This is a genomic window from Exiguobacterium sp. s161, from assembly GCF_018619045.1.
Classification (GTDB): Bacteria; Bacillota; Bacilli; order Exiguobacteriales; family Exiguobacteriaceae; genus Exiguobacterium_A; species Exiguobacterium_A indicum.
On sequence record NZ_JACSNH010000009.1, the window covers coordinates 18,269 to 41,626 of the forward strand.

Here is a 23,358-nt window from a genome sequence, read left to right on the forward strand (position 1 = left end):
TTATTCTTCGTTTGCTGCTGCTTTTTTCGTAGGAAGCACTTCACCGTGGTGGAGCCATACTTTTACGCCAATTTTGCCGTAAGTTGTATCAGCTTCTGCAGTACCGTAATCGATGTCTGCACGGAGTGTATGAAGTGGAACTGTTCCTTCCGAATACTTCTCAGAACGAGCGATATCAGCGCCACCAAGACGACCAGAAACTTCAGTCTTGATTCCTTTGATACCAGAACGCATTGAGCGTTGGATTGATTGCTTCATAGCACGACGGAACGATACGCGACCTTCAAGTTGGCGAGCGATGTTCTCAGCGACGAGCTTAGCAACTGCATCCGGGTTTTTCACTTCAACGACGTTAACGTGAACGCGTTTGCCTTTTGCAAGGTTAGTGATGTCTTTACGAAGTGTTTCGATTTCAGAACCGCCTTTACCGATAACCATACCAGGCTTAGCAGTGTGAAGTGAGATGTTCAAGCGGTTAGCTGCGCGCTCGATTTCTACTTTAGAGACACTAGCGTCTTTAAGACGTTTTTCGATATATTCACGAACTACGTAGTCTTCATGAAGGAGATCAGCATAGTCTTTATCTGCGAACCAACGTGATTCCCAGTCTTTGATGATACCTACGCGAAGACCAGTTGGGTTAATCTTCTGACCCACGGTAATCCCTCCTTATTTTTCAGATACCACGATGTGAACGTGGCTCGTACGTTTGTTGATGCGGCTTGCGCGACCCATTGCACGTGGGCGGAAACGTTTGAGCGTTGGACCTTCGTTTACGTAAGCCTCAGTGACTACGAGGTTTTCGATGTTCATGTCGAAGTTGTGCTCAGCGTTCGCGATTGCCGATTTCAATACTTTCTCAACGATTGGCGTTGCTGCCTTGTTCGTGTAAGCAAGAATCGAAAGTGCTTCGCCGATTTGCTTCCCGCGGATTAAGTCTACTACGAGACGTGCCTTACGAGGAGCAATGCGAACCATATTAGCCGATGCTTTTGATTGCATAATGAGTACCTCCCCTCAGATTAACGTTTCGTTTTCTTATCGTTTCCAGCATGTCCTTTGTAAGAACGTGTTGGAGCGAATTCACCAAGTTTGTGACCGACCATATCTTCTGTCACGTAAACCGGTACGTGTTTACGACCATCGTAGACAGCGATCGTGTGACCGATGAACTCTGGGAAGATTGTCGAGCGGCGTGACCAAGTTTTGATGACATGTTTGTCACCAGCTTCGTTGGCTTTATCAACCTTAGCGAGCAGATGGTGATCTGCGAATGGACCTTTTTTCAAGCTGCGACCCATAGTTGTACCTCCCTTTGGCATGATTCAGGAACGGTTCCTACGAACCGTCCAGAAATCATGTAATTATTTTTTAGAACGACGGACGATATATTTATCGCTCGCTTTGTTTTTCTTACGAGTTTTGTATCCGAGTGCCGGTTTACCCCAAGGAGTAAGTGGGCCCGAACGACCGATTGGAGCACGTCCTTCACCACCACCGTGTGGGTGATCGACTGGGTTCATGACAGAACCACGAACTGTAGGACGTTTTCCGAGCCAGCGTGAACGACCAGCTTTACCGATATTGACGAGCTCGTGCTCTTCATTACCGACAGCGCCGACTGTTGCACGGCAAGTAGCAAGGATCATACGAGTTTCGCCTGATTGAAGACGAACGATCGCGTATTTACCATCTTTACCGAGAAGCTGAGCAGAAGTACCAGCTGCGCGAACGAGCTGACCACCTTTACCTGGCTTAAGTTCGATGTTGTGGATCAACGTACCGACTGGGATGTTTGAAAGTGGAAGAGCATTACCGACTTTAATGTCAGCTTCTGGTCCAGCCATGACTTGCATGTCTACTTTCAAGCCTTTCGGTGCGAGGATGTAGCGTTTTTCACCATCGATGTAGTGGATCAATGCGATGTTAGCAGAGCGGTTTGGATCGTACTCAATTGTAGCGACACGACCAGCGATGCCATCCTTGTTCCGTTTGAAGTCGATGATACGATATTTACGTTTGTGTCCGCCACCTTGGTGACGTACTGTCAAGCGACCTTGGTTGTTACGTCCGCCCTTTTTCGAAAGCTTTTCAGTTAACGATTTTTCAGGACGTGAAGCCGTAATCTCAGCAAAGTCGAGTGCAGTCATATTACGACGACCGTTAGTGGTCGGTTTAAACTTTTTAATTCCCATCGAGAGTTCCCTCCTTTTCTACAGAGTTCCGATTAACCGAGGTAATCGAGTTCTTTGCTATCTGCAGTAAGCGTGACGACCGCTTTTTTGCGGCGTGCTGTGTAACCAGCGTGACGACCTACGCGTTTTGCTTTTGGTTTTGAGATCAATGTGTTGACTTTGTCAACTTTCACTCCGAAGATCGCTTCAACTGCATCTTTGATTTGAGTCTTAGATGCCTTCACGTCTACTTCGAATGTGTACTTTTTCTCAGCCATTTGGTTTACTGAACGTTCAGTAATGACAGGACGTTTGATAATGTCGTGTGTGTGTGCCATTATGCAAGCACCTCCTCTACTCTCGCAACAGCGTCCTTCGTAATGATGACTTTGTCATGAGCGACAAGATCAAGGACGTTTACACCTGCAGCGTCAACGACTGTGACACCTGGGATGTTGCGTGTTGAAAGAACGACTGACTCGTTGTAATCAGCAGTAACGACGAGAACTTTACGTTCAATTGAAAGAGCAGCGAATACTGCGATCATGTCCTTAGTTTTAGGAGCATCGATTGTCAATCCTTCAAGAACGATGAACTCGTTGTTAGCGACTTTCGAAGAAAGTGCTGAACGAAGTGCGAGACGACGAACCTTTTTAGGAAGTTTGTAAGCGTACGAACGTGGTGTTGGACCGAAGACTGTTCCACCGCCAACCCATTGTGGCGAACGGATCGAACCTTGGCGTGCACGACCAGTACCTTTTTGTTTCCATGGTTTACGGCCGCCACCGCGAACTTCCGAGCGACCTTTTGTATCATGTGTACCTTGGCGACGTGAAGCTTGTTGCATGACGATTGCATCGTATACGACTGCTTCATTTGGCTCGATTCCGAAAACGGCATCTGCGAGCTCGATGTCTCCAACTTGTGTACCTGTTTGGTTAAGCAAAGCTACTTTAGGCATTCGTTATTCCTCCTTTCCTTGCAAACGGATTAGTTGCCTTTAACCGCAGTTTTGATGACAACTTGGCTCTTACGTGCGCCTGGGATAGCACCCTTGACGAGGAGTAAGCCGCGTTCTGCATCAACTTTTACGATTTCAAGGTTTTGAACAGTGATTTGCTCTCCACCCATGCGTCCAGGGAGCAATTTCCCTTTGAATACACGGTTAGGAGCAACAGGACCCATTGAACCTGGGCGACGGTGGTAACGCGAACCGTGAGCCATTGGACCACGTGATTGGTTGTGACGCTTGATTGCACCAGCGAAACCTTTACCTTTCGACGTACCTGTTACATCAACCATTTCGCCTGCAGCGAAAGTATCTGCTTTAATCTCTTGACCGATTTCGAAATCTGCTACTGATGTACGGATTTCTTTAATGAAGCGCTTAGGTGTCGCGTTTGCTTTCGCAGCGTGACCTTTTTGCGGTTTGTTTTGACGACCTTCTTTGATATCACCAAAGCCGAGTTGAACTGCTTCGTAACCGTCAACTTCCGTTGTTTTCAATTGAAGAACAACGTTACCTTCGACTGAAACGACAGTAACAGGGACGACTTCGCCTGACTCGTTGAAGATTTGTGTCATACCGAGTTTAGTTCCTAAGATTCCTTTAGCCATGAGATACACCTCCTAATATTGAATGATTTTGATCTTCTGGCTAGTATCAACTATCTATAGAAGAAAAATTAAAGTTTGATTTCGATGTCAACGCCCGATGGAAGTTCGAGACGCATAAGCGCATCAACAGTTTTCGGTGTTGGGTTAACGATGTCGATCAAACGTTTGTGTGTACGCATTTCGAACTGCTCACGAGCATCTTTGTACTTGTGAACGGCACGAAGTACTGTGTAGACCGCTTTCTCCGTTGGGAGTGGGATCGGACCAGATACAGTAGCACCTGAACGTTTTGCTGTGTCGACAATCTTCTCAGCCGATTGATCAAGCACGCGGTGATCGTATGCTTTCAAACGGATCCGAATTTTTTCATTTGCCATGTTATTTCCCTCCTTTTCGCCTATTTCGTAAATAGACATTCTCCGCGGAAATTTCCACACTAGCCATGGCAATGCCGCCTGGTGTGTCATAACCTCCCGCTTCATCGCGTTGTGTTTGTGACCAACATATTCTATCATACTGAATCACCAGCAAGAATGCAAGCACTAATAAAATAGAATATGTATTCAAGTCTCTCACCACTCGCACAAACACTTTCCTCAGTATATAAGATGTCAGACCATGTTGCAAGACTGTTTTCAAAGAAATGAAAAAAGGTCTTCCGCCACGGGAGACGGAAGACCTTTGTCTTAAAAATTACTCAACGATTTCTGTAACTGATCCAGCGCCTACTGTACGGCCACCTTCACGGATTGAGAAACGAGTTTCTTTTTCAAGAGCGATTGGTGCGATGAGTTCAACAGTCATTTCGATGTTGTCCCCAGGCATAACCATTTCAGTACCTTCTGGAAGTTGAACCATACCAGTTACGTCAGTTGTACGGAAGTAGAACTGCGGGCGGTAGTTCGCGAAGAATGGTGTGTGACGGCCACCCTCTTCTTTAGAAAGAACGTAAACTTGCGCTTTGAACTTTTTGTGTGGTGTGATTGTGTTTGGTTTCGCGAGAACTTGTCCACGCTCGATGTCGTCACGTGATACACCACGGAGAAGAGCACCGATGTTGTCACCAGCTTCAGCATAGTCAAGAAGCTTACGGAACATCTCTACACCAGTACATACTGATTTTTTAGTTTCTTCGTGAAGACCAACGATTTCGATCTCGTCGTTGACTTTAAGAACTCCACGCTCAACGCGGCCAGTAGCAACTGTACCACGACCAGTGATTGAGAAGACATCCTCAACTGGCATCATGAAGTCTTTTTCAGTGTCACGAGTTGGTTCTGGGATGTACTCATCGACAGCTGACATGAGTTCAAGAATTTTTTCTTCCCATTTAGCTTCGCCGTTAAGCGCGCCAAGAGCAGAACCTTGGATAACTGGGAGGTCATCACCTGGGAAGTCGTACTCAGAAAGAAGCTCACGGATTTCCATTTCGACGAGCTCAAGAAGCTCTTCGTCGTCAACCATGTCAACTTTGTTCATGAATACTACGATGAAAGGAACACCTACTTGACGTGAAAGCAAGATGTGCTCACGTGTTTGTGGCATTGGACCATCTGTTGCAGAAACAACGAGGATCGCGCCGTCCATTTGTGCAGCACCAGTGATCATGTTTTTAACATAGTCAGCGTGACCTGGGCAGTCAACGTGTGCATAGTGGCGTTTTTCTGTTTCGTACTCGATGTGAGCTGTTGCGATTGTGATACCGCGCTCGCGCTCTTCTGGAGCACCATCGATTTGGTCAAACTTAGTTGCAGCTTTACCTTGTGCTTTTGCAAGTACAGCTGAGATAGCTGCTGTTAAAGTTGTTTTACCGTGGTCGACGTGGCCGATTGTACCAACGTTAACGTGCGGTTTAGAACGGTCGAATTTTTCCTTACCCATTCTGAATTCCTCCTCTATGTGTCTAATAATTTTTTATAACTAGGAAGGTGAGTCGTAAGATAACGTACACCTTCCTTAGCTTACACTAATCATAAAAGCGTGACAACCTGTGAAGGATTAGCCGTTCGCTTTTTTGATGATTTCTTCCGCAACTGATTTCGGTACTTCTTCGTAGTGATCGAAGTGCATCGAGTACGTTCCGCGACCTTGTGTGCGTGAACGAAGACCAGTAGCGTATCCGAACATTTCAGAAAGTGGAATCATTGAACGGACAACTTGAGCGTTACCGCGTGCTTCCATACCTTCTACGCGACCACGACGTGATGTAACATCACCCATGATGTCTCCCATGTATTCGTCTGGGATGACGATTTCAACTTTCATCATTGGCTCAAGGATAACAGCGCCGCTCTTATCTTTGAGTTGTTTGACTGCCATTGAAGCCGCAACTTTAAATGCCATCTCGTTTGAGTCGACATCGTGGTACGATCCGAAGACGAGTGAAGCTTTTACGTCAACGACCGGGTAACCAGCAAGGATACCGTTTTGAAGTGCTTCTTCGATTCCGTTCTCAACCGCTGGGATGTATTCACGTGGAACAACACCACCGACGATTTTGTTGTTGAACTCGAAGCCAGCGCCTTCTTCGTTCGGCTCGAATTCTACGACGACGTGACCATACTGACCACGACCACCAGATTGACGAGCGAACTTCGAATCGATCTTCGCCGCTTGGCGGATCGTTTCACGGTAAGCTACTTGTGGAGCACCAACGTTTGCTTCGACTTTGAACTCGCGACGCATACGGTCAACGATGATGTCGAGGTGAAGCTCACCCATACCTGAGATGATCGTTTGACCAGTCTCCGGGTTTGTTTCAGTGCGGAACGTTGGATCCTCTTCAGCAAGCTTAGCGAGGGCTTGACCCATTTTATCTTGGTCAGCTTTCGTTTTTGGTTCGATAGCGACCGAGATAACTGGTTCTGGGAATGTCATTGATTCGAGAACGACGTTGTCTTTCTCTGCACAAAGCGTATCTCCAGTAGTCGTATCTTTCAAACCTACAGCTGCAGCGATGTCACCCGCGTATACCATCGGGATCTCTTCACGGCTGTTTGCGTGCATTTGAAGGATACGTCCAAGACGCTCACGTTTGCCTTTTGTTGAGTTTTTAACGTACGATCCTGCCGAAGCTGTACCAGAGTACACACGGAAGAATGTAAGTTTACCGACGTAAGGGTCAGTCATGACTTTGAACGCGAGTGCAGAGAATGGTGCGTCGTCCGAAGACTCACGTACGATTTCTTCATCCGTATCCATATCGATACCTGAGATCGCTTTTACGTCGATTGGTGATGGGAGGTAATCGAGAACTGCGTCAAGCATAAGCTGAACACCTTTGTTCTTGAATGCCGAACCTACGAGTACAGGATAGAAGTCAACTGTCAGAGTTGCTTTACGGATAGCCGCTTTCAACTCGTCGATTGTGATTTCTTCACCCTCGAGGTATTTCATCATCAATTCTTCTTCGTAATCCGCAACTGCTTCGATCAATGATCCACGGAGTTCTTCAGCTTGATCAGCAAGATCAGCTGGGAAACCGTCAGTCACTTCGATGTCAGTTCCGAGATCGTTACCGTACATGTATGTTTTCTGTTCGACGAGGTCGATGATTCCTTTGAATTCATCTTCCGCACCGATTGGAAGTTGGATCGCGTGTGCGTTCGCTTGGAGGCGTTCGCGAAGCGTTCCGACCGAGTACAAGAAGTCTGCACCGATTTTATCCATTTTGTTAACGAAAACGATACGTGGTACGCCGTAAGTTGTAGCTTGGCGCCATACTGTCTCAGTTTGTGGCTCAACACCAGACTGAGCGTCAAGTACTGCTACCGCACCATCAAGTACGCGAAGTGAACGTTCAACCTCAACTGTGAAGTCTACGTGTCCAGGTGTATCGATGATGTTTACGCGGTTACCTTTCCATTGAGCAGTTGTTGCTGCCGATGTAATCGTGATCCCACGCTCTTGCTCTTGCTCCATCCAGTCCATTTGTGAAGCACCTTCGTGCGTTTCACCAATCTTGTGGATACGACCCGTGTAATACAGGATACGCTCAGTCGTTGTTGTTTTACCAGCATCGATGTGAGCCATGATCCCGATGTTACGAGTGTTCTTAAGGGAGAATTCTCTTGCCATCTTTAAACATTCTCCTTTCGCATTTTAGTTTAGTGGTCGTGTGTTGCCACACGTCATGACTATACCCGAAAGCCACCTCATAATTCCATTAAAAATGGCATGCATGAGGTGGTGATTTTCGGAATTACCAGCGGTAGTGAGCAAACGCTTTGTTCGCTTCCGCCATTTTGTGCATATCTTCGCGCTTCTTAACAGAAGCACCAGTGTTGTTTGCAGCGTCCATGATTTCGTTAGCAAGGCGCGCATCCATAGTTTTTTCGTTACGGAGACGTGAGTAGTTCACGAGGTAACGAAGTGCAAGTGTCGTACGACGCTCTGGGCGAACTTCGACAGGAACTTGATAGTTAGCTCCACCTACACGGCGTGCTTTAACTTCAAGAACTGGCATGATGTTGTTCATCGCTTCTTCAAAGACTTCCATTGCATCGCGACCTGAACGTTCAGCGATAGTTTCGAAAGCTTTGTATAAGATTTGTTGAGCAGTACCTTTTTTACCATCTAACATAAGACGGTTGATAAGGCGGGTAACGAGTTTAGAGTTGTAGATCGGATCAGCCATTACATCACGACGTTCTGCTTGACCTTTACGTGGCATTCCGAGTCCCTCCTTTCATATAGTGAGGTGATATCTTAAGATATCTAGATTATTTTTTAACTTTAGGACGTTTAGTACCGTATTTCGAACGACCTTGCATACGGCCGTCAACACCAGCTGTATCAAGCGCACCACGAACGATGTGGTAACGTACCCCTGGTAAGTCTTTTACGCGGCCGCCGCGGATAAGAACAACACTGTGCTCTTGAAGGTTGTGGCCGATACCTGGGATGTAAGCTGTTACTTCCATTGTGTTCGTCAAACGTACACGTGCGTATTTACGAAGAGCCGAGTTCGGTTTCTTCGGAGTCATTGTACCTACACGAGTACAAACACCACGTTTTTGTGGTGAGCTGATGTCAGTACGAGCTTTAATGAAGCTGTTGTACCCTTTGTTCAGCGCTGGCGAATCTGATTTCACAACTTTTGATTGACGTCCTTTACGGACTAATTGGTTGATAGTAGGCATCTTTGAGATCCTCCCTTCCTGAATTCATGACAAATTTCAAAACCACCGAGCCGGGTGGTTCATCGAAAGTCATAATGAAACGTTTTGCGTGGCTCAGGCATTCCATCGCCACACAAAACGCATTATCAAACTTTCTTAATGGCAACAGCGGTTGCTGCGACATCGATTCCACAAGCTTTTCCAAGCTCTTGCTTAGAAGGAACATTCACGACTGGAACGTTTGCTTGTTTCGCCGCATCGAGCAATGCTTGTTTTACGTGTTCATCTGCGTCATCCGCAATGATCACTTCCGACGCCTTGCCAGATCGCAATGCTTTGAGCGTTTGCTTTTGACCGACAAACTTCAAATCTGCGCCGACTACTTTTTTGTAAGACATGAAGATATCCTCCAAAATAACACAGCCGGTTGGCAACACTATATCATAGTAGCACCGCCATACCGGCGTGTCAAGGCGTTTTATTCTACCGGAGAATCGGCTTCTACAGGTGCTTCGCCAGCTACTTCGAGATCGATCTGACGGTAACGTGACATCCCAGTACCAGCTGGAACCAACTTACCGATGATGACGTTCTCTTTCAAGCCGCGAAGGTAGTCGCTCTTCCCTTTAATCGCTGCATCCGTAAGGACACGAGTCGTTTCTTGGAACGACGCAGCCGATAGGAATGAATCTGTTTCAAGTGACGCTTTCGTGATACCGAGAAGAACTGGTTTCGCTGAAGCGAGAGCTTTCCCGTTACGGAGCGCTTCTTTACAAGCTTCCTTGAACGTGCTGATATCGACGAGCGAACCTGGCAAGAGTGAAGTCTCACCAGACTCGATGACACGTACGCGACGGATCATTTGGCGAACCATGACCTCGACGTGTTTGTCACCGATCTCAACCCCTTGCATCCGGTATACTTTTTGAACTTCTTGAAGCAAGTAGTTCTGAACGCCGGATACACCTTTAACGTTCAAGAGTTCTTTCGGATCGATCGAACCTTCCGTGAAGACTTGACCAGCTTTGACCTCGTCCCCGAGCTGAACACGTAGACGCGAACCGAATGGGATCGTGTATGTGCGTGTTTCGCTGAGTCCTTGGACCGTCAATTCACGTTTGTCACGCGATTCCGTGAAGTCGATGACTTGACCATCGATTTCCGAGATGACCGCTTGACCTTTCGGGTTACGCGCTTCGAACAACTCTTGGATACGCGGAAGACCTTGTGTGATATCGTCTCCGGCAACCCCACCTGTGTGGAAGGTACGCATCGTAAGCTGCGTTCCTGGCTCACCGATTGATTGTGCCGCGATGATACCGACAGCTTCGCCGACTTCGACGTCGTTGCCTGTTGCCAAGTTGCGTCCGTAACATTTCTTACAGACACCATGGCTTGTGTTACATGTGAAGGCAGTACGGATCTCAACGTTGTCGACACCAGCGTCCGTGATGACACGCGCGATGTCTTCATCGATGAGTTCGTTCGTTGAAACGAGGACTTCTCCTGTTTCAGGGTGAACGACGTTTTCGAATGCCGTACGGCCGACGAGGCGGTCGTAGAGGCTTTCGATTTCTTCCGTTCCTTCACGGAGTGCTGTGACGCGGATACCACGATCCGTTCCACAATCATCTTCACGGATGATGACGTCTTGAGCAACGTCAACGAGACGACGAGTCAGGTAACCCGAGTCAGCCGTTTTCAAGGCTGTATCGGCAAGACCTTTACGCGCACCGTGTGTTGAGATGAAGTATTCCTGTACCGTTAGACCCTCACGGAACGATGATTTGATCGGGAGCTCGATGATCCGTCCACTTGGAGCGGCCATGAGTCCACGCATACCAGCGAGCTGCGTGAAGTTCGACGCGTTACCACGGGCACCGGAGTCACTCATCATGAAGATCGGGTTGAGACGGTTGAGGGATTTCATCAGACGAGACTGAATTTCATCCTTCGCATCATTCCACGATTTAACGACGCGCTCATAGCGCTCGTCTTCTGTGATGAGACCACGACGGTACGATTTCATGACGCGGTCGACATTGTCCTGCGCTTCAACAAGAATTTCTTGTTTATCCGGAAGAACGATGATGTCCGCGATCCCTACCGTGATACCGGCACGAGTCGAGTGTTTGAATCCGAGGTTTTTCATGCGGTCGAGCATGCGGCTTGTTTCTGTCGTCTCAAACCGTTTGAAGACTTCCGCGATGACATTTCCAAGGAATCCTTTTTTGAACGGATCGATGATCGGACGGTTCTTCAGTTCTGCCGCGACATCTGTTCCTTTTTCAAGGAAGTACTTGTCTGGCGTCGCTTCTTGAAGGTTCGTCATCGTTGGTTCGTTCAAGTAAGGGAACGTCGTTGGGAGGATCTCATTGAAGATCAACTTACCGACTGTCGTAACCAATAATTTCTCGTTTTGCTCTTCCGTGAATGTCGGGTTCTTGAGAACGCCGGCTGGAATCGCAACACGTGTATGGAAGTGCGCATAACCGTTTTGGTAAGCGATGAGCGCTTCGTTCACTGTCGAGAAGATTTTACCTTCGCCGATCGCGTTTTCGCGCTCGAGCGTGAGGTAGTAGTTACCGAGGACCATATCCTGCGATGGTGTAACAACAGGTTTACCGTCTTTCGGGTTCAAGATGTTTTGTGCAGCGAGCATGAGAAGACGTGCTTCTGCTTGTGCTTCTGCCGAAAGTGGTACGTGAACCGCCATTTGGTCACCGTCGAAATCGGCGTTGTATGCCGTACATACGAGTGGGTGAAGGCGAATCGCGCGTCCTTCGACGAGCGTTGGTTCGAATGCCTGGATACCGAGACGGTGAAGTGTCGGTGCACGGTTCAAGAGAACCGGATGCTCACGGATGACTTCTTCGAGGACATCCCAGATTTCAGGTTGAACGCGCTCGATTTTCCGTTTCGCACTCTTGATGTTCGGTGCGATGCCACGAGAGACGAGTTCTTTCATGACGAACGGTTTGAAGAGCTCAAGGGCCATTTCTTTTGGAAGACCACATTGATACATCTTCAGGTTTGGACCAACGACGATAACCGAACGACCAGAGTAGTCGACACGTTTACCGAGCAAGTTTTGACGGAAACGTCCTTGTTTCCCTTTCAACATGTGTGAAAGTGATTTAAGTGGACGGTTACCTGGTCCAGTGACTGGACGACCACGACGACCGTTATCGATCAAAGCATCGACTGCTTCTTGAAGCATCCGTTTTTCATTCTGAACGATGATGTTCGGAGCGCCAAGGTCAAGAAGACGCTTGAGACGGTTGTTACGGTTGATGACGCGGCGGTACAAGTCGTTCAAGTCAGACGTCGCGAAACGTCCGCCATCGAGTTGAACCATCGGACGAAGTTCCGGTGGGATGACTGGAAGTACTTCAAGCACCATCCATTCTGGATTGTTGCCTGAGTTACGGAACGCATCGAGGACTTCAAGACGTTTGATCGCACGCGTACGACGTTGTCCTTGAATCATACGAAGCTCTTCACGTAATGCAGCGACTTCTTTATCGAGTTCTACGTCACGGAGCAATTTACGAACTGCTTCCGCACCCATTTCAGCAGTGAACGAACGACCGAACTTCTCACGATATGCACGGTATTCTTTCTCTGAAAGGAGTTGTTTCTTCTCAAGTGTCGATTCGCCTGGATCTGTGACGACGTACGACGCGAAGTAGATGATCTCTTCTAACGCACGCGGTGACATGTCGAGGACGAGTCCCATACGGCTAGGAATTCCTTTGAAGTACCAGATGTGCGAAACCGGTGCTGCGAGCTCGATGTGACCCATGCGCTCACGACGGACTTTCGACTTCGTGACTTCAACGCCACAGCGGTCACAAATGATTCCTTTATAGCGGATCCGTTTGTATTTACCACAGTAACATTCCCAGTCTTTTGTTGGACCAAAGATACGTTCACAGAACAAACCGTCTTTCTCCGGTTTGAGTGTACGATAGTTGATCGTCTCCGGCTTTTTCACTTCCCCGAAAGACCATGAACGGATCTTTTCGGGAGAAGCGAGGCCGATTTGCATATATTCAAATCTATTAACATCTACCAAGGGGTGGACCTCCCTTTCGCTTATTCCTCTTCAGTAACAACTGGTGCGACAGGCGCTTGAACTTCTTCGAGTGCTGGAGTCGCGTTCGGGATATTGTCCTCGTCTTCGTCGCGCATTTCGATCTCTTCATCATCAGCAGACATCATCTTGACGTCCATACCGAGGGATTGAAGCTCTTTAATGAGGACTCGGAACGATTCCGGTACGCCCGGTTGTGGTACATTCTCACCTTTGACGATTGCTTCGTACGCTTTAACACGACCGATCGTGTCATCCGACTTGATTGTAAGGATCTCTTGGAGCGTGTAGGCTGCGCCGTATGCTTCAAGTGCCCATACTTCCATCTCACCGAAACGCTGACCACCGAACTGGGCTTTACCACCGAGCGGTTGTTGTGTGACGAGTGAGTATGGTCCTGTCGAACGTGCGTGAAGTTTATCATCGACCATGTGAGCAAGTTTAATCATATACATGACACCGACAGAGATGCGGTTATCGAACGCTTCACCCGAACGACCATCATAAAGGACAGTCTTCGCGTCGCGATCCATACCTGCTTCTTCAATCGTTGCCCAAACATCTTCCTCACGCGCACCATCGAATACCGGTGATGCGACTTTGATGCCGAGTTGACGTGCTGCCATCCCGAGGTGAAGCTCGAGCAACTGCCCGATGTTCATCCGTGATGGAACCCCAAGTGGGTTCAACATGATGTCAATTGGCGTACCGTCTGGCATGTACGGCATGTCTTCTTCTGGAAGGATACGCGAGATAACACCTTTGTTACCGTGACGACCCGCCATTTTGTCACCCTCGTGAATCTTACGCTTCTGAACGATGTAAGCACGGATCAACTGGTTGACACCAGGTGAGAGCTCGTCCCCATTATCGCGGTCGAAGATTTTGACGTCGAGGATGATTCCATCACCACCGTGTGGTACACGGAGAGATGTATCACGGACTTCACGTGCTTTTTCACCGAAGATTGCATGAAGAAGACGTTCTTCCGCTGTCAATTCCGTTACACCCTTCGGCGTAACTTTACCGACGAGGATATCGCCGTCCTTGACTTCCGCACCGACGCGGATGATTCCGCGATCGTCGAGGTTTTTCAAGGCATCATCACCGACGTTCGGAATATCACGTGTGATTTCTTCCGGTCCGAGTTTCGTATCACGCGACTCACATTCGTATTCTTCGATGTGGATCGATGTGTAGACGTCGTCTTTGACAAGACGCTCACTCATGATGACAGCATCCTCATAGTTGTAACCATCCCATGTCATGAAACCGACGAGTACGTTGCGACCAAGCGCAAGTTCCCCACCGTCCATCGATGGACCATCTGCAAGGATCTCGCCTTTATCGACTGGGTCGCCTGCTTTGATGATTGGTTTTTGGTTATAACACGTTCCTTGGTTAGAACGGATGAATTTTTGAATCTTGTAACGGTCGAGTTCCCCTTCAACGATGTTGCCATCGACTTCCGTCGTACGACGGACAAGGATTTCACGCGCCGTGACACGCTCAGCGATCCCTGCGTGCTTCGCAACGACAGCGGCTCCTGAGTCTTTCGCAGACACGTACTCCATTCCTGTACCGACAATCGGAGATTCCGGGTTCAGAAGTGGGACGGCCTGACGTTGCATGTTCGCTCCCATGAGGGCACGGTTCGAGTCATCGTTCTCAAGGAACGGGATACAAGCCGTTGCGGCAGATACAACCTGCTTCGGTGAAACGTCCATGTAATCGACACGTGCTGGTTCGACAGATAAGTTTTGTCCACGGAAACGTGAAAGGACGTGTGAATCTTTAAACGTCTTCTCTTCCGTCAACAACATGTTTGCCTGTGCGACGACGTAGAGATCCTCTTCGTCAGCAGTCATGTAGTGGATTTCATCCGTGACAACGCCCGTTTCCGGATCGACACGACGATATGGCGCTTCGATGAAGCCGTACTCATTGACCTTCGCGTACGAAGACAACGAGTTGATCAAACCGATGTTTGGTCCCTCTGGCGTTTCGATCGGACACATACGGGAATAGTGCGAGTAGTGTACGTCACGAACTTCGAAACCAGCGCGCTCACGTGTCAAACCACCAGGTCCGAGTGCTGAAAGACGACGTTTGTGCGTCAATTCCGCAAGCGGGTTCGTTTGGTCCATGAACTGAGACAACTGCGAGCTACCGAAGAACTCTTTAATCGATGCGATAACTGGACGAATGTTGATCAATGCCTGTGGCGTGATCGCATTCTGATCCTGAATCGACATCCGTTCCTTAACGACACGTTCCATCCGTGAGAGACCGATCCGGAATTGGTTCTGGAGCAGCTCACCGACTGAACGAAGACGACGGTTACCGAGGTGGTCGATATCGTCTGTCGTACCGACTTCATGCAACAAGTTGAAGAAGTAGTTGATGGAAGCAATCATGTCAGCAGGCGTGATGTGCTTGATGTCACGATCGATGTTACCGTTACCGATGATATTGATGATGCGTTCACCTTCAGCATCGTCCGGTGCGAACACCTTGATTGACTGTAAGTTGAAAGCCTCACCCTGCGTCACGCCGCCTGTAGGCGTCGCTTCGATGTAACCAACGGATCCTTCGAGGAATGGAAGGACTTTATCGAGCATACGACGATCAAGGACCGTTCCTGCTTCCGCGATGACTTCACCTGTCTCAGGATCAACAAGCGTTTCCGCGAGTTTTTGACCGAAGAGACGGTTCTTAAGATGAAGCTTTTTATTGATTTTATAACGACCAACGTTTGCCAAATCATAACGTTTCGGGTCAAAGAAGCGCGACACGAGCAACGCTTTTGCGTTTTCGACTGTCGGCGGCTCTCCCGGACGTAGACGCTCATAAATCTCGATGAGGGCTTTTTCCGTTGATTCCGTATTATCTTTTTCAAGTGAATTCCGGAGGTACTCATCATCACCGAGAAGATCGATGATTTCCTGATCCGTACCGAAACCAAGAGCACGTAAAAGAACCGTTACTGGAATCTTACGCGTGCGATCAATGCGAACATAAACGATGTCTTTCGCGTCTGTCTCGAGCTCGAGCCATGCACCACGGTTTGGGATGACTGTCGCGGAGAATCCACGCTTACCGTTCTTATCTAACTTATTGTTGTAATAAACACTTGGCGAACGAACAAGCTGCGAAACGATTACGCGCTCCGCTCCATTGATGATGAATGTTCCCGACTCCGTCATAAGCGGGAAGTCACCCATGAAGACTTCTTGTTCTTTCAATTCACCCGTCTCTTTATTTTGAAGACGGACTTTAACGCGTAGTGGTGCCGAATAGGTCACGTCGCGCTCTTTCGATTCATCGATCGAATACTTCGGCTCTCCGAGCGAGTAGTCGATGAATTCTAATACGAGATTCCCTGTGAAATCGGAAATCGGCGAAATGTCATGAAACATCTCACGAAGACCTTCCCGCAGGAACCACTCATACGAATTCGTTTGAATCTCGATTAAGTTTGGAAGTTCCAATACTTCGCTGATACGTGCATAGCTTCTTCTCTGACGGTGACGACCGTACTGAACAAGTTGACCAGTCAACTGATTCACCTCTCAGACCCACTTCTTCTTATAGAGAAGGACGGGTGTAATATCGAACATTGAAGCCATTTTTTGATTGATAAGCGCAAAAAAGCGACGTCTTGTCTACTCAATCATCTGTAGTCGAGAACGCCAGCTGCTTTCAAACATCTTATCCAAAAATCACTCCAATGGCATTTTATAATACTATCATAGACACAACATGCGGTCAACGACAAATCCTTCGATTTGTCAAGACCGAATTGATTTAAATATCGAGTACCCTTTATCGCGGGTAACTGTCTCACACATACCGAATACGTCTTCCATCAATTTCTTCGCTGATGGTCCACCTTGTTTCTTTTGAATGACGACCCAAAGCTCGCCGCCGACGACAAGGTGATCATACGCTTCCCGGAGAATACGATGAACGACCGTTTTTCCCGCCCGAATCGGTGGATTCGTCACGATCGCTGCGAATGTCGATTCGCCTACCCCATCATACCCGTCACTCACACCGGTCGTCACGGAAACACCGTTCGCGCGCGCATTGTCTGCCGCTAGTTCGAGCGCCCGTTCATTGACATCGATCAAGTGCGCCGGACGACCCGTCGACTTCGAAAGCGCGATGCCCATCGGTCCGTATCCGCAACCGACATCCAAGATGTCTCCCGCTACAGCCGGTTCCGTGAATGCCTCGATCAACAGACGGGAACCAAAATCGATTCCGTTCTTCGAAAAGACACCATGGTCCGATGTAAAACGGAGCGTCTGACCACGTAGGACATATTCCCACGTCTTCGGATCTCGTTTCGATGAAGGGTCATTCGTATAATAATGATCCGCCATGTTTCCTTCCCCTCTCATGTAAAAGATGAAAACAAAAGAAGCTCGCAATGCGAGCTTCTCTTGTTTCTACGGAAGAAGAAAATTACTTAACTTCTACAGTAGCGCCAGCTTCTTCAAGCTTAGCTTTCATTGCTTCAGCGTCTTCTTTCGAAACGCCTTCTTTAACTGGTGCTGGAGTTCCGTCTACGAGAGCTTTCGCTTCTTTAAGACCGAGACCAGTCAATTCGCGAACTGCTTTGATGACGTTGATTTTACCAGATCCAGCGTTAGTAAGGATAACGTCGAATTCAGTTTGCTCTTCAGCTGCTGCGCCTGCGCCAGCACCTGCAACTGCTACTGGAGCTGCTGCTGATACGCCGAATTCTTCTTCGATTGTTTTTACGAGTTCGTTAAGTTCAAGAACAGTCATGCCCTTGAGGTCTTCGATAAATTGCTCTTTGTTGAAAGCCATTATGGTTTTCCTCCTTTGATTTAGCCCACGTTGGGGTGTGAAAATTGTGTTGGTTGCCTATCCCGCTAAGCAGAAATTAAGCAGATTGTTCTTCTTTTTGCTCTGCGATTGCGTTCGTTGCCACCGCGAGTCCACGGATTGGCGCTTGAAGCACGCTGAGGAGCATCGAAAGGAGACCTTCGCGTGATGGAAGTTCCGCAAGGGCTTTGACATCTTCTACTGAAGTGACTTTGCCTTCGATGATACCACCTTTAAGTTCGAGAGCCTTGTGCGTTTTAGCGAAGTCGTTCAAGATCTTAGCTGGCGCGATAACGTCTTCATTGCTGAAGGCGATCGCACTAGGACCTGTGAAGACTTCATCAAGACCTTCGAGGTTGCTTTGAACTGCCGCGCGGCGGAGGAGACCGTTTTTGTAAACTTTGAATTCAACGCCCGCTTCGCGGAGTTGTTTACGAAGTTCAGTGACTTCTTCTACTGTGAGACCACGGTAGTCGACGACAACTGTTCCTGCGCTCGCTTGGAGTTTCTCAGCGATCTCAGATACGAGATCCGCTTTGACAGCGATAACTTTTTCGTTTGCCATTTCTGTTGCACCTCCTGGTAGATGAAATGTACCGGTGCGAGGGGCTGCTCGATTTCAAATAAAAAGCCTCCGTCTGCAAAGCAGAGGAGGCGTAATCGTCAAAAAGGATACCTGAACAAACAGGCTCTCTGAGCAAGAACACCTCGGAAGGATTTATGCCCATGTGAGCACCTTCTGTCTACGGTATGTCGAAATATATCAACGTTTTATACTGTAACAGCGTTCTTAGAACGTTGTCAAGTTCGTTTTAGACGAAATTATTTCGCGAAGTCAGCTGAAGATACTTTTACACCAGGACCCATTGTAGAAGCGATCGCGATGTTCTTAAGGTATACACCTTTAGCAGTAGCAGGCTTAACTTTTACGAGAGTTTCGATAACTGTGTTGATGTTCTCAACGAGTTTCTCGTTATCGAATGATTTTTTACCGACAGGAACGTGGATGTTACCTGATTTGTCGACACGGTACTCAACTTTACCAGCTTTGATATCGTTGATTGCTTTTGTGACGTCAAATGTAACTGTACCTGTTTTCGGGTTTGGCATGAGGCCTTTTGGTCCGAGAACGCGACCAAGTTTACCAACTTCACCCATCATGTCTGGTGTCGCGACGATAACGTCGAAGTCGAACCATCCTTGTTGGATTTTGTTGATGTACTCAGCATCACCAGCGTAATCTGCTCCAGCAGCTTCCGCTTCTTTTAATTTCTCACCTTTCGCGAAGACGAGAACTTTTTGTGTTTTACCAGTACCGTGTGGCAATACGACTGCTCCACGGATTTGTTGGTCTGCTTTCTTCGGATCTACTCCGAGACGAACAGCCAATTCGATAGTCTCATCGAATTTCGCAGTTGCAGATTTTTTAGTCAAATCTACAGCTTCTGCGAGTTCGTATGAAACCGTACGATCGATAAGCTTAGCAGCTTCTTTGTACTTCTTACCCATTTTAGGTTCCTCCTTTGTGGTTGTGCGGAAAATCCTCCCACATAATGAAAGGGTAGCAGGCTTCAAGAAACTATCCGCCTGCGACCCTCATCGTTGTTCATGGTAATCAAAAAGACATTAGTCTTCGATTACGATACCCATAGAACGTGCAGTACCTTCAACCATCAACATTGCTGTTTCAACAGATGATGCGTTAAGGTCTGGCATTTTTGTTTCAGCGATTTCACGAACTTTGTCACGTTTGACAGTCGCTACTTTCTTACGGTTCGGTTCACCTGAACCACTCTCAATTCCAGCTGCTTTCTTCAAGAGAACTGCTGCTGGAGGAGTTTTAGTGATGAATGTGAATGAACGATCTTCAAAAACCGTGATGACTACAGGGATAATCAAGCCGGCTTGGTCTTGTGTACGAGCGTTGAACTCTTTACAGAAGCCCATGATGTTCACACCTGCTTGACCGAGTGCCGGTCCAACTGGTGGAGCTGGGTTTGCTTTGCCCGCAGGAATTTGAAGTTTTACGAGTTTCATAACCTTCTTCGCCACGAGACACACCTCCTTAATTCTTTAATGTGGTTTAATTGGACGTTGCGCGTCCTCCCACTCATTCTATTCGACGAGTTATTTATCGAAATAAGCACAACATCAAACACGAAAAATTGTATCATTAAAACAAAACATTCGCAATAGGAAACTTAATCGATTTTATCGACCTGTGCGAAATCAAGCTCGACCTTCGTTTCGCGACCGAACATATCAACAGAGACTTTCATTTTCTCAGCGTCTGTATCAAGCTCCTCGATCGTACCTTCGAGATTTTCGAAAGCTCCTTCTTTGATTCGGACGATTTGTCCGAGTGAGAAGTCGTAACGGCTCTTCAGATCGACGAGACCCATTGATCCAAGGATGTTTTCTGCTTCTTCCGGAAGGAGTGGTGTCGGTTTTGAACCGCCGCCGACTGATCCGAGGAAGCCCGTGACGTTCGGAGTATTCCGGACGACATACCAAGAATCATCCGTCATGACCATCTCTACGAGGACATACCCCGGGAAGATCTTGACTTCACGTTCCTTGATTTTCGTTTCTCCCTTTTTGTTCGTTACTTCTTCTTGTACTGTTTCAATCGGAACGAGTACACGGAAGATTTTTTCGTCCATGTTCATGGATTCAATCCGACGTTCAAGGTTCGCCTTGACGTTGTTTTCGAATCCGGAATACGTTTGGACGACAAACCATTGTTTCTCCATGGTAGGCCACCTCTTCTTTTTACTTAATCAACCAGCTCATCAATGCGCTAAGCCCTGAATCGACGCCGAAGATGAAGACACCCATGAAGATCACCATACCGATGACCGTCAATGTGTATTTCGTCAGCTCTTTCCGTTTTGGCCAGCTCGTCTTTTTCAATTCATTCCATACGTCACGCAAAAATTTCATCGTACTTTCCCTCCAGGATGTAATAAATCGGGACAGATGAAGCCTTATTTCGCTTCTTTATGAATCGTATGCGCGTTACAACGACGGCAGAATTTCTTCAATTCCAAGCGGACAGTAACGTCCTCTTTTTTCATCGTCGTATAGTCGCGGGCACCGCAATTATCACAAGCAAGGCCTACTTTCTTCGCCATCTCAAAGCCCTCCTTCTTTGCCACTCTTCTCTTCTGTTGTGTTACTTTCCTTCCCAAAAAAGAGCGTAAAAAAAAACGCCTATGAGCGGCGTCTCGCTAGTAAGGCGCTAGTTATACAGTAGCATAGGAAGGGATTACGGTCAATCTACCTCTCTGTTAGACCGTCATCTTTCGTGCTTCGAGGTAACGTTCAAGCTTCCGCTTGACGCGTTGCAAGGCATTATCGATCGATTTGACATGACGATCGAGGTCGTCGGAGATTTCCTGATACGTCCGTCCGTCAAGATAGAGCGCGAGGACTTTTCGTTCGAGATCACTCAGAATCTCCTCCATCTTTGATTCGATGTCTGCGTATTCTTCCCGGTTGACGATCAAGATTTGTGGATCAGAAGGTGCTGTCGACGTGATGATATCCAGTAACGTCCGCTCTGATTCATCGTCATAGATCGGTTTATCGAGCGAGATGTACGAGTTTAATGGGATATGTTTCTGACGTGTTGCTGTCTTAATCGCAGTGATCATCTGTCGCGTGATGCATAATTCGGCAAATCCTTTAAACGAGGCGAGCTTATCCGTTCGGTAATCTCGTACCGCTTTATAGAGACCAATCATTCCTTCTTGAATGATATCTTCTCGGTCTGCCCCAATCAAAAAATAAGAACGGGCTTTGGCGCGTACGAAATTTCGATACCGCTCGATCAAAAATTCGAGCGCATCGCTGTTATCGAACTCTTTCGCTTGTTCTACAAGCGCTTCATCGGTCATGCACTCAAACTGGTCGAACGAAACCAAACTCATCCTGTATCCCTCCAAGCATCATTGACGAATAGTTCAATTGTTTTTAATTATACAATAATTACCTGTCGCACGACAATGAAAATTGGCATGACCTCTTTTGTTGTATCCAAAATGTATCTTTTCTATAAAAAACCACCGTTCTTCCGAATAAAGGAGAACGGTGGATCGCTCATGCGAATGGTTCATATCATGTATCTGAATTCTTTCGGCGACGAATCGCTTCGAGACGTGCGAGGACGTCTTCCGGTAAATCAATCTTCGAGCGCGGTTGAGCCGCTGTCTTCGCGGACGTCGTCTGTTGTTTGATGACGGCAACTGCCGCTTTCCATTCACGCCGGAGTTCCTGCGCCGATATACGGAGTGCGCCAAGCGTGAAGATGACCCACTGCTCCGTGTAATCATTCGTCGCTACTGTTAGCTTGACCCGAATATCCTGTAACCAATCAGCAGCTGTCTTTTCAATCCATTCATCTGCCGTTTCGTTCTCCCGTGTATAGACGATCTCGATTCCACTTTTTTGCATCCGAGACTCACGACCCGGTTGCAGATAGGCATCAAAGACGATCGTAACGCTGATCCCTGTGACGGCTTGGTACTCCGCCATCGCATGAATCAACCGTTCCCGTGCTAATTCAAAGTCTTGCTCCCGCAACGTCCTAAATTCTGGCCATGCGCCAATGATATTGTAGCCATCTACGATGAGACGATCATATTTCATCGCGCATACGGCTTTCTAGTCCGGTAGACTTCATATAATAATAGCGAAGCCGCCACCGATGCGTTGAGCGACGTGACATGTCCTGCCATCGGGAGGTGGACGAGGAAGTCACATTTCTCACGGACGAGCCGGCTCATTCCTTTTCCTTCACTTCCAATGACGATTCCGAGCGGCATCGTCCCATCGAGTGTCCGGTAGTCGTCACTTTCACGTGCATCCGTTCCCACGAACCAGATGCCTTGTTTCTTTAGATCCTCCATCGTCCGAGCGAGGTTCGTCACGCGAACGACCGGGATATGTTCAATCGCGCCTGTTGATGCTTTCGCAACGACTTGCGTCAACCCGACTGAGCGACGCTTCGGAATGATGATTCCGTGTGCTCCGACAGCATCTGCTGTCCGCAAGATTGATCCGAGGTTATGTGGATCTTCGAGCTCATCAAGCATGATCAAGAGTGGTGTTTCATCCTTTTGACGTGCAAGCTCGAAGATGTCTTCCATCTCGGCGTACTCATACGCAGCAACCGCTGCGACGACACCTTGGTGATTTTCCGTTCCAGCTAAACCGGTTAACCGCGAACGCGGGACGAGCTGGATTTGAATGCCCGCTTCCTGCGCCATCGCATGGATGACGGCAAGCGGTCCTTTTTGTTGTCCTTCCTGCAAGAACAGCTTGTTCATCTCTCGTCCACTCCGCAATGCCTCTAGGACCGGATTACGACCTGACAAGAAATCTTGTCCTTCTTCGAGTGGTTCGATCACGACGGGCTGTTCCTTGACTGGAGCGGCTTTTCGTTTCTCTTGTACTGGGCGCTGTGCCTTCGTTTTCGGCTTCGCACCGGTAG

At 47.9% G+C, this 23,358-nt stretch carries 26 protein-coding genes and 1 other annotated feature; all 26 genes read right to left on the reverse strand.

The genetic code is table 11. The features are described from left to right. Nucleotides 1–657, reverse strand: coding sequence for a 30S ribosomal protein S3 (gene rpsC, locus KNQ14_RS15925; protein WP_023466633.1), 657 nt, complete (start codon nt 655–657; stop codon nt 1–3). Between the two features lie 12 nt (nt 658–669). Continuing rightward, nucleotides 670–1,002, reverse strand: a complete 333-nt coding sequence (rplV, locus tag KNQ14_RS15930; RefSeq protein WP_012369014.1) for a 50S ribosomal protein L22 — start codon at nt 1,000–1,002, stop codon at nt 670–672. Between the two features lie 20 nt (nt 1,003–1,022). Next, a complete protein-coding gene (rpsS, locus tag KNQ14_RS15935) occupies nt 1,023–1,301 on the reverse strand; it encodes a 30S ribosomal protein S19 (protein ID WP_012369013.1) in 279 nt (92 codons plus the stop codon). A gap of 63 nt (nt 1,302–1,364) precedes the next feature. After that, complete coding sequence (gene rplB / locus KNQ14_RS15940; protein WP_023466632.1) at nt 1,365–2,195, reverse strand: 50S ribosomal protein L2; 831 nt, start codon at nt 2,193–2,195, stop codon at nt 1,365–1,367. A 32-nt stretch (nt 2,196–2,227) separates the two neighbouring features. Next, nucleotides 2,228–2,512: a 50S ribosomal protein L23 gene (gene rplW / locus KNQ14_RS15945; protein WP_023466631.1), complete on the reverse strand. Its 285-nt coding sequence runs from the start codon at nt 2,510–2,512 to the stop codon at nt 2,228–2,230. After that, nucleotides 2,512–3,135 (reverse strand): 50S ribosomal protein L4, encoded by a 624-nt coding sequence (gene rplD / locus KNQ14_RS15950; RefSeq protein WP_023466630.1) that lies wholly within the window; start codon nt 3,133–3,135, stop codon nt 2,512–2,514. Before rplD ends, rplW begins: the two co-directional genes overlap by 1 nt. Before the next feature lie 29 nt (nt 3,136–3,164). Then, a complete protein-coding gene (gene rplC, locus KNQ14_RS15955; protein WP_023466629.1) occupies nt 3,165–3,791 on the reverse strand; it encodes a 50S ribosomal protein L3 in 627 nt (208 codons plus the stop codon). Nucleotides 3,792–3,859: 68 nt separating this feature from the next. Then, nucleotides 3,860–4,168 carry a 30S ribosomal protein S10 gene (gene rpsJ / locus KNQ14_RS15960; RefSeq protein WP_029343090.1) on the reverse strand — a complete coding sequence of 103 codons (309 nt, stop codon included), beginning with the start codon at nt 4,166–4,168 and terminating at the stop codon, nt 3,860–3,862. A 316-nt stretch (nt 4,169–4,484) separates the two neighbouring features. Then, complete coding sequence (tuf, locus tag KNQ14_RS15965) at nt 4,485–5,672, reverse strand: elongation factor Tu (protein WP_058266098.1); 1,188 nt, start codon at nt 5,670–5,672, stop codon at nt 4,485–4,487. 117 nt (nt 5,673–5,789) lie between these two features. Next, a complete protein-coding gene (gene fusA, locus KNQ14_RS15970; protein WP_195866121.1) occupies nt 5,790–7,868 on the reverse strand; it encodes an elongation factor G in 2,079 nt (692 codons plus the stop codon). Between the two features lie 124 nt (nt 7,869–7,992). Continuing rightward, a complete protein-coding gene (rpsG, locus tag KNQ14_RS15975) occupies nt 7,993–8,463 on the reverse strand; it encodes a 30S ribosomal protein S7 (protein WP_023466623.1) in 471 nt (156 codons plus the stop codon). 49 nt (nt 8,464–8,512) lie between these two features. Continuing rightward, nucleotides 8,513–8,932, reverse strand: a complete 420-nt coding sequence (gene rpsL, locus KNQ14_RS15980) for a 30S ribosomal protein S12 (RefSeq protein ID WP_023466621.1) — start codon at nt 8,930–8,932, stop codon at nt 8,513–8,515. 125 nt (nt 8,933–9,057) lie between these two features. After that, nucleotides 9,058–9,309, reverse strand: coding sequence for a ribosomal L7Ae/L30e/S12e/Gadd45 family protein (locus KNQ14_RS15985; protein WP_023466620.1), 252 nt, complete (start codon nt 9,307–9,309; stop codon nt 9,058–9,060). Between the two features lie 80 nt (nt 9,310–9,389). After that, nucleotides 9,390–12,989 (reverse strand): DNA-directed RNA polymerase subunit beta', encoded by a 3,600-nt coding sequence (gene rpoC / locus KNQ14_RS15990; RefSeq protein ID WP_305798072.1) that lies wholly within the window; start codon nt 12,987–12,989, stop codon nt 9,390–9,392. A 20-nt stretch (nt 12,990–13,009) separates the two neighbouring features. After that, nucleotides 13,010–16,567 (reverse strand): DNA-directed RNA polymerase subunit beta, encoded by a 3,558-nt coding sequence (gene rpoB / locus KNQ14_RS15995; RefSeq protein ID WP_064300988.1) that lies wholly within the window; start codon nt 16,565–16,567, stop codon nt 13,010–13,012. Nucleotides 16,568–16,798: 231 nt separating this feature from the next. Further along, the gene (locus KNQ14_RS16000) at nt 16,799–17,395 is read right to left on the reverse strand and encodes a class I SAM-dependent methyltransferase (RefSeq protein WP_023466614.1); all 597 of its coding nucleotides are present in this window, start codon (nt 17,393–17,395) and stop codon (nt 16,799–16,801) included. A gap of 82 nt (nt 17,396–17,477) precedes the next feature. Continuing rightward, nucleotides 17,478–17,846, reverse strand: coding sequence for a 50S ribosomal protein L7/L12 (gene rplL, locus KNQ14_RS16005; protein WP_023466613.1), 369 nt, complete (start codon nt 17,844–17,846; stop codon nt 17,478–17,480). A gap of 76 nt (nt 17,847–17,922) precedes the next feature. Continuing rightward, nucleotides 17,923–18,429 (reverse strand): 50S ribosomal protein L10, encoded by a 507-nt coding sequence (rplJ, locus tag KNQ14_RS16010; protein WP_023466611.1) that lies wholly within the window; start codon nt 18,427–18,429, stop codon nt 17,923–17,925. 50 nt (nt 18,430–18,479) lie between these two features. Then, nucleotides 18,480–18,631 (reverse strand) — a sequence feature (ribosomal protein L10 leader region). A 55-nt stretch (nt 18,632–18,686) separates the two neighbouring features. Further along, nucleotides 18,687–19,373: a 50S ribosomal protein L1 gene (gene rplA / locus KNQ14_RS16015; protein WP_023466610.1), complete on the reverse strand. Its 687-nt coding sequence runs from the start codon at nt 19,371–19,373 to the stop codon at nt 18,687–18,689. Nucleotides 19,374–19,490: 117 nt separating this feature from the next. Then, entirely contained in the window at nt 19,491–19,916 is a 426-nt protein-coding gene (gene rplK, locus KNQ14_RS16020; RefSeq protein ID WP_023466609.1) for a 50S ribosomal protein L11, read from the reverse strand. A gap of 149 nt (nt 19,917–20,065) precedes the next feature. Further along, nucleotides 20,066–20,617 (reverse strand): transcription termination/antitermination protein NusG, encoded by a 552-nt coding sequence (gene nusG / locus KNQ14_RS16025; RefSeq protein WP_023466607.1) that lies wholly within the window; start codon nt 20,615–20,617, stop codon nt 20,066–20,068. A 19-nt stretch (nt 20,618–20,636) separates the two neighbouring features. Beyond that, the gene (gene secE, locus KNQ14_RS16030; RefSeq protein WP_023466605.1) at nt 20,637–20,807 is read right to left on the reverse strand and encodes a preprotein translocase subunit SecE; all 171 of its coding nucleotides are present in this window, start codon (nt 20,805–20,807) and stop codon (nt 20,637–20,639) included. 44 nt (nt 20,808–20,851) lie between these two features. Next, nucleotides 20,852–20,998 carry a 50S ribosomal protein L33 gene (gene rpmG / locus KNQ14_RS16035; protein ID WP_023466603.1) on the reverse strand — a complete coding sequence of 49 codons (147 nt, stop codon included), beginning with the start codon at nt 20,996–20,998 and terminating at the stop codon, nt 20,852–20,854. Nucleotides 20,999–21,154: 156 nt separating this feature from the next. Continuing rightward, nucleotides 21,155–21,796, reverse strand: a complete 642-nt coding sequence (gene sigH, locus KNQ14_RS16040; RefSeq protein WP_023469884.1) for an RNA polymerase sporulation sigma factor SigH — start codon at nt 21,794–21,796, stop codon at nt 21,155–21,157. 187 nt (nt 21,797–21,983) lie between these two features. After that, complete coding sequence (locus tag KNQ14_RS16045; protein WP_035399363.1) at nt 21,984–22,514, reverse strand: NYN domain-containing protein; 531 nt, start codon at nt 22,512–22,514, stop codon at nt 21,984–21,986. Further along, nucleotides 22,511–23,275 (reverse strand): 23S rRNA (guanosine(2251)-2'-O)-methyltransferase RlmB, encoded by a 765-nt coding sequence (gene rlmB, locus KNQ14_RS16050; protein WP_035399377.1) that lies wholly within the window; start codon nt 23,273–23,275, stop codon nt 22,511–22,513. Before rlmB ends, KNQ14_RS16045 begins: the two co-directional genes overlap by 4 nt. Between the last annotated feature and the right edge of the window lie 83 nt (nt 23,276–23,358).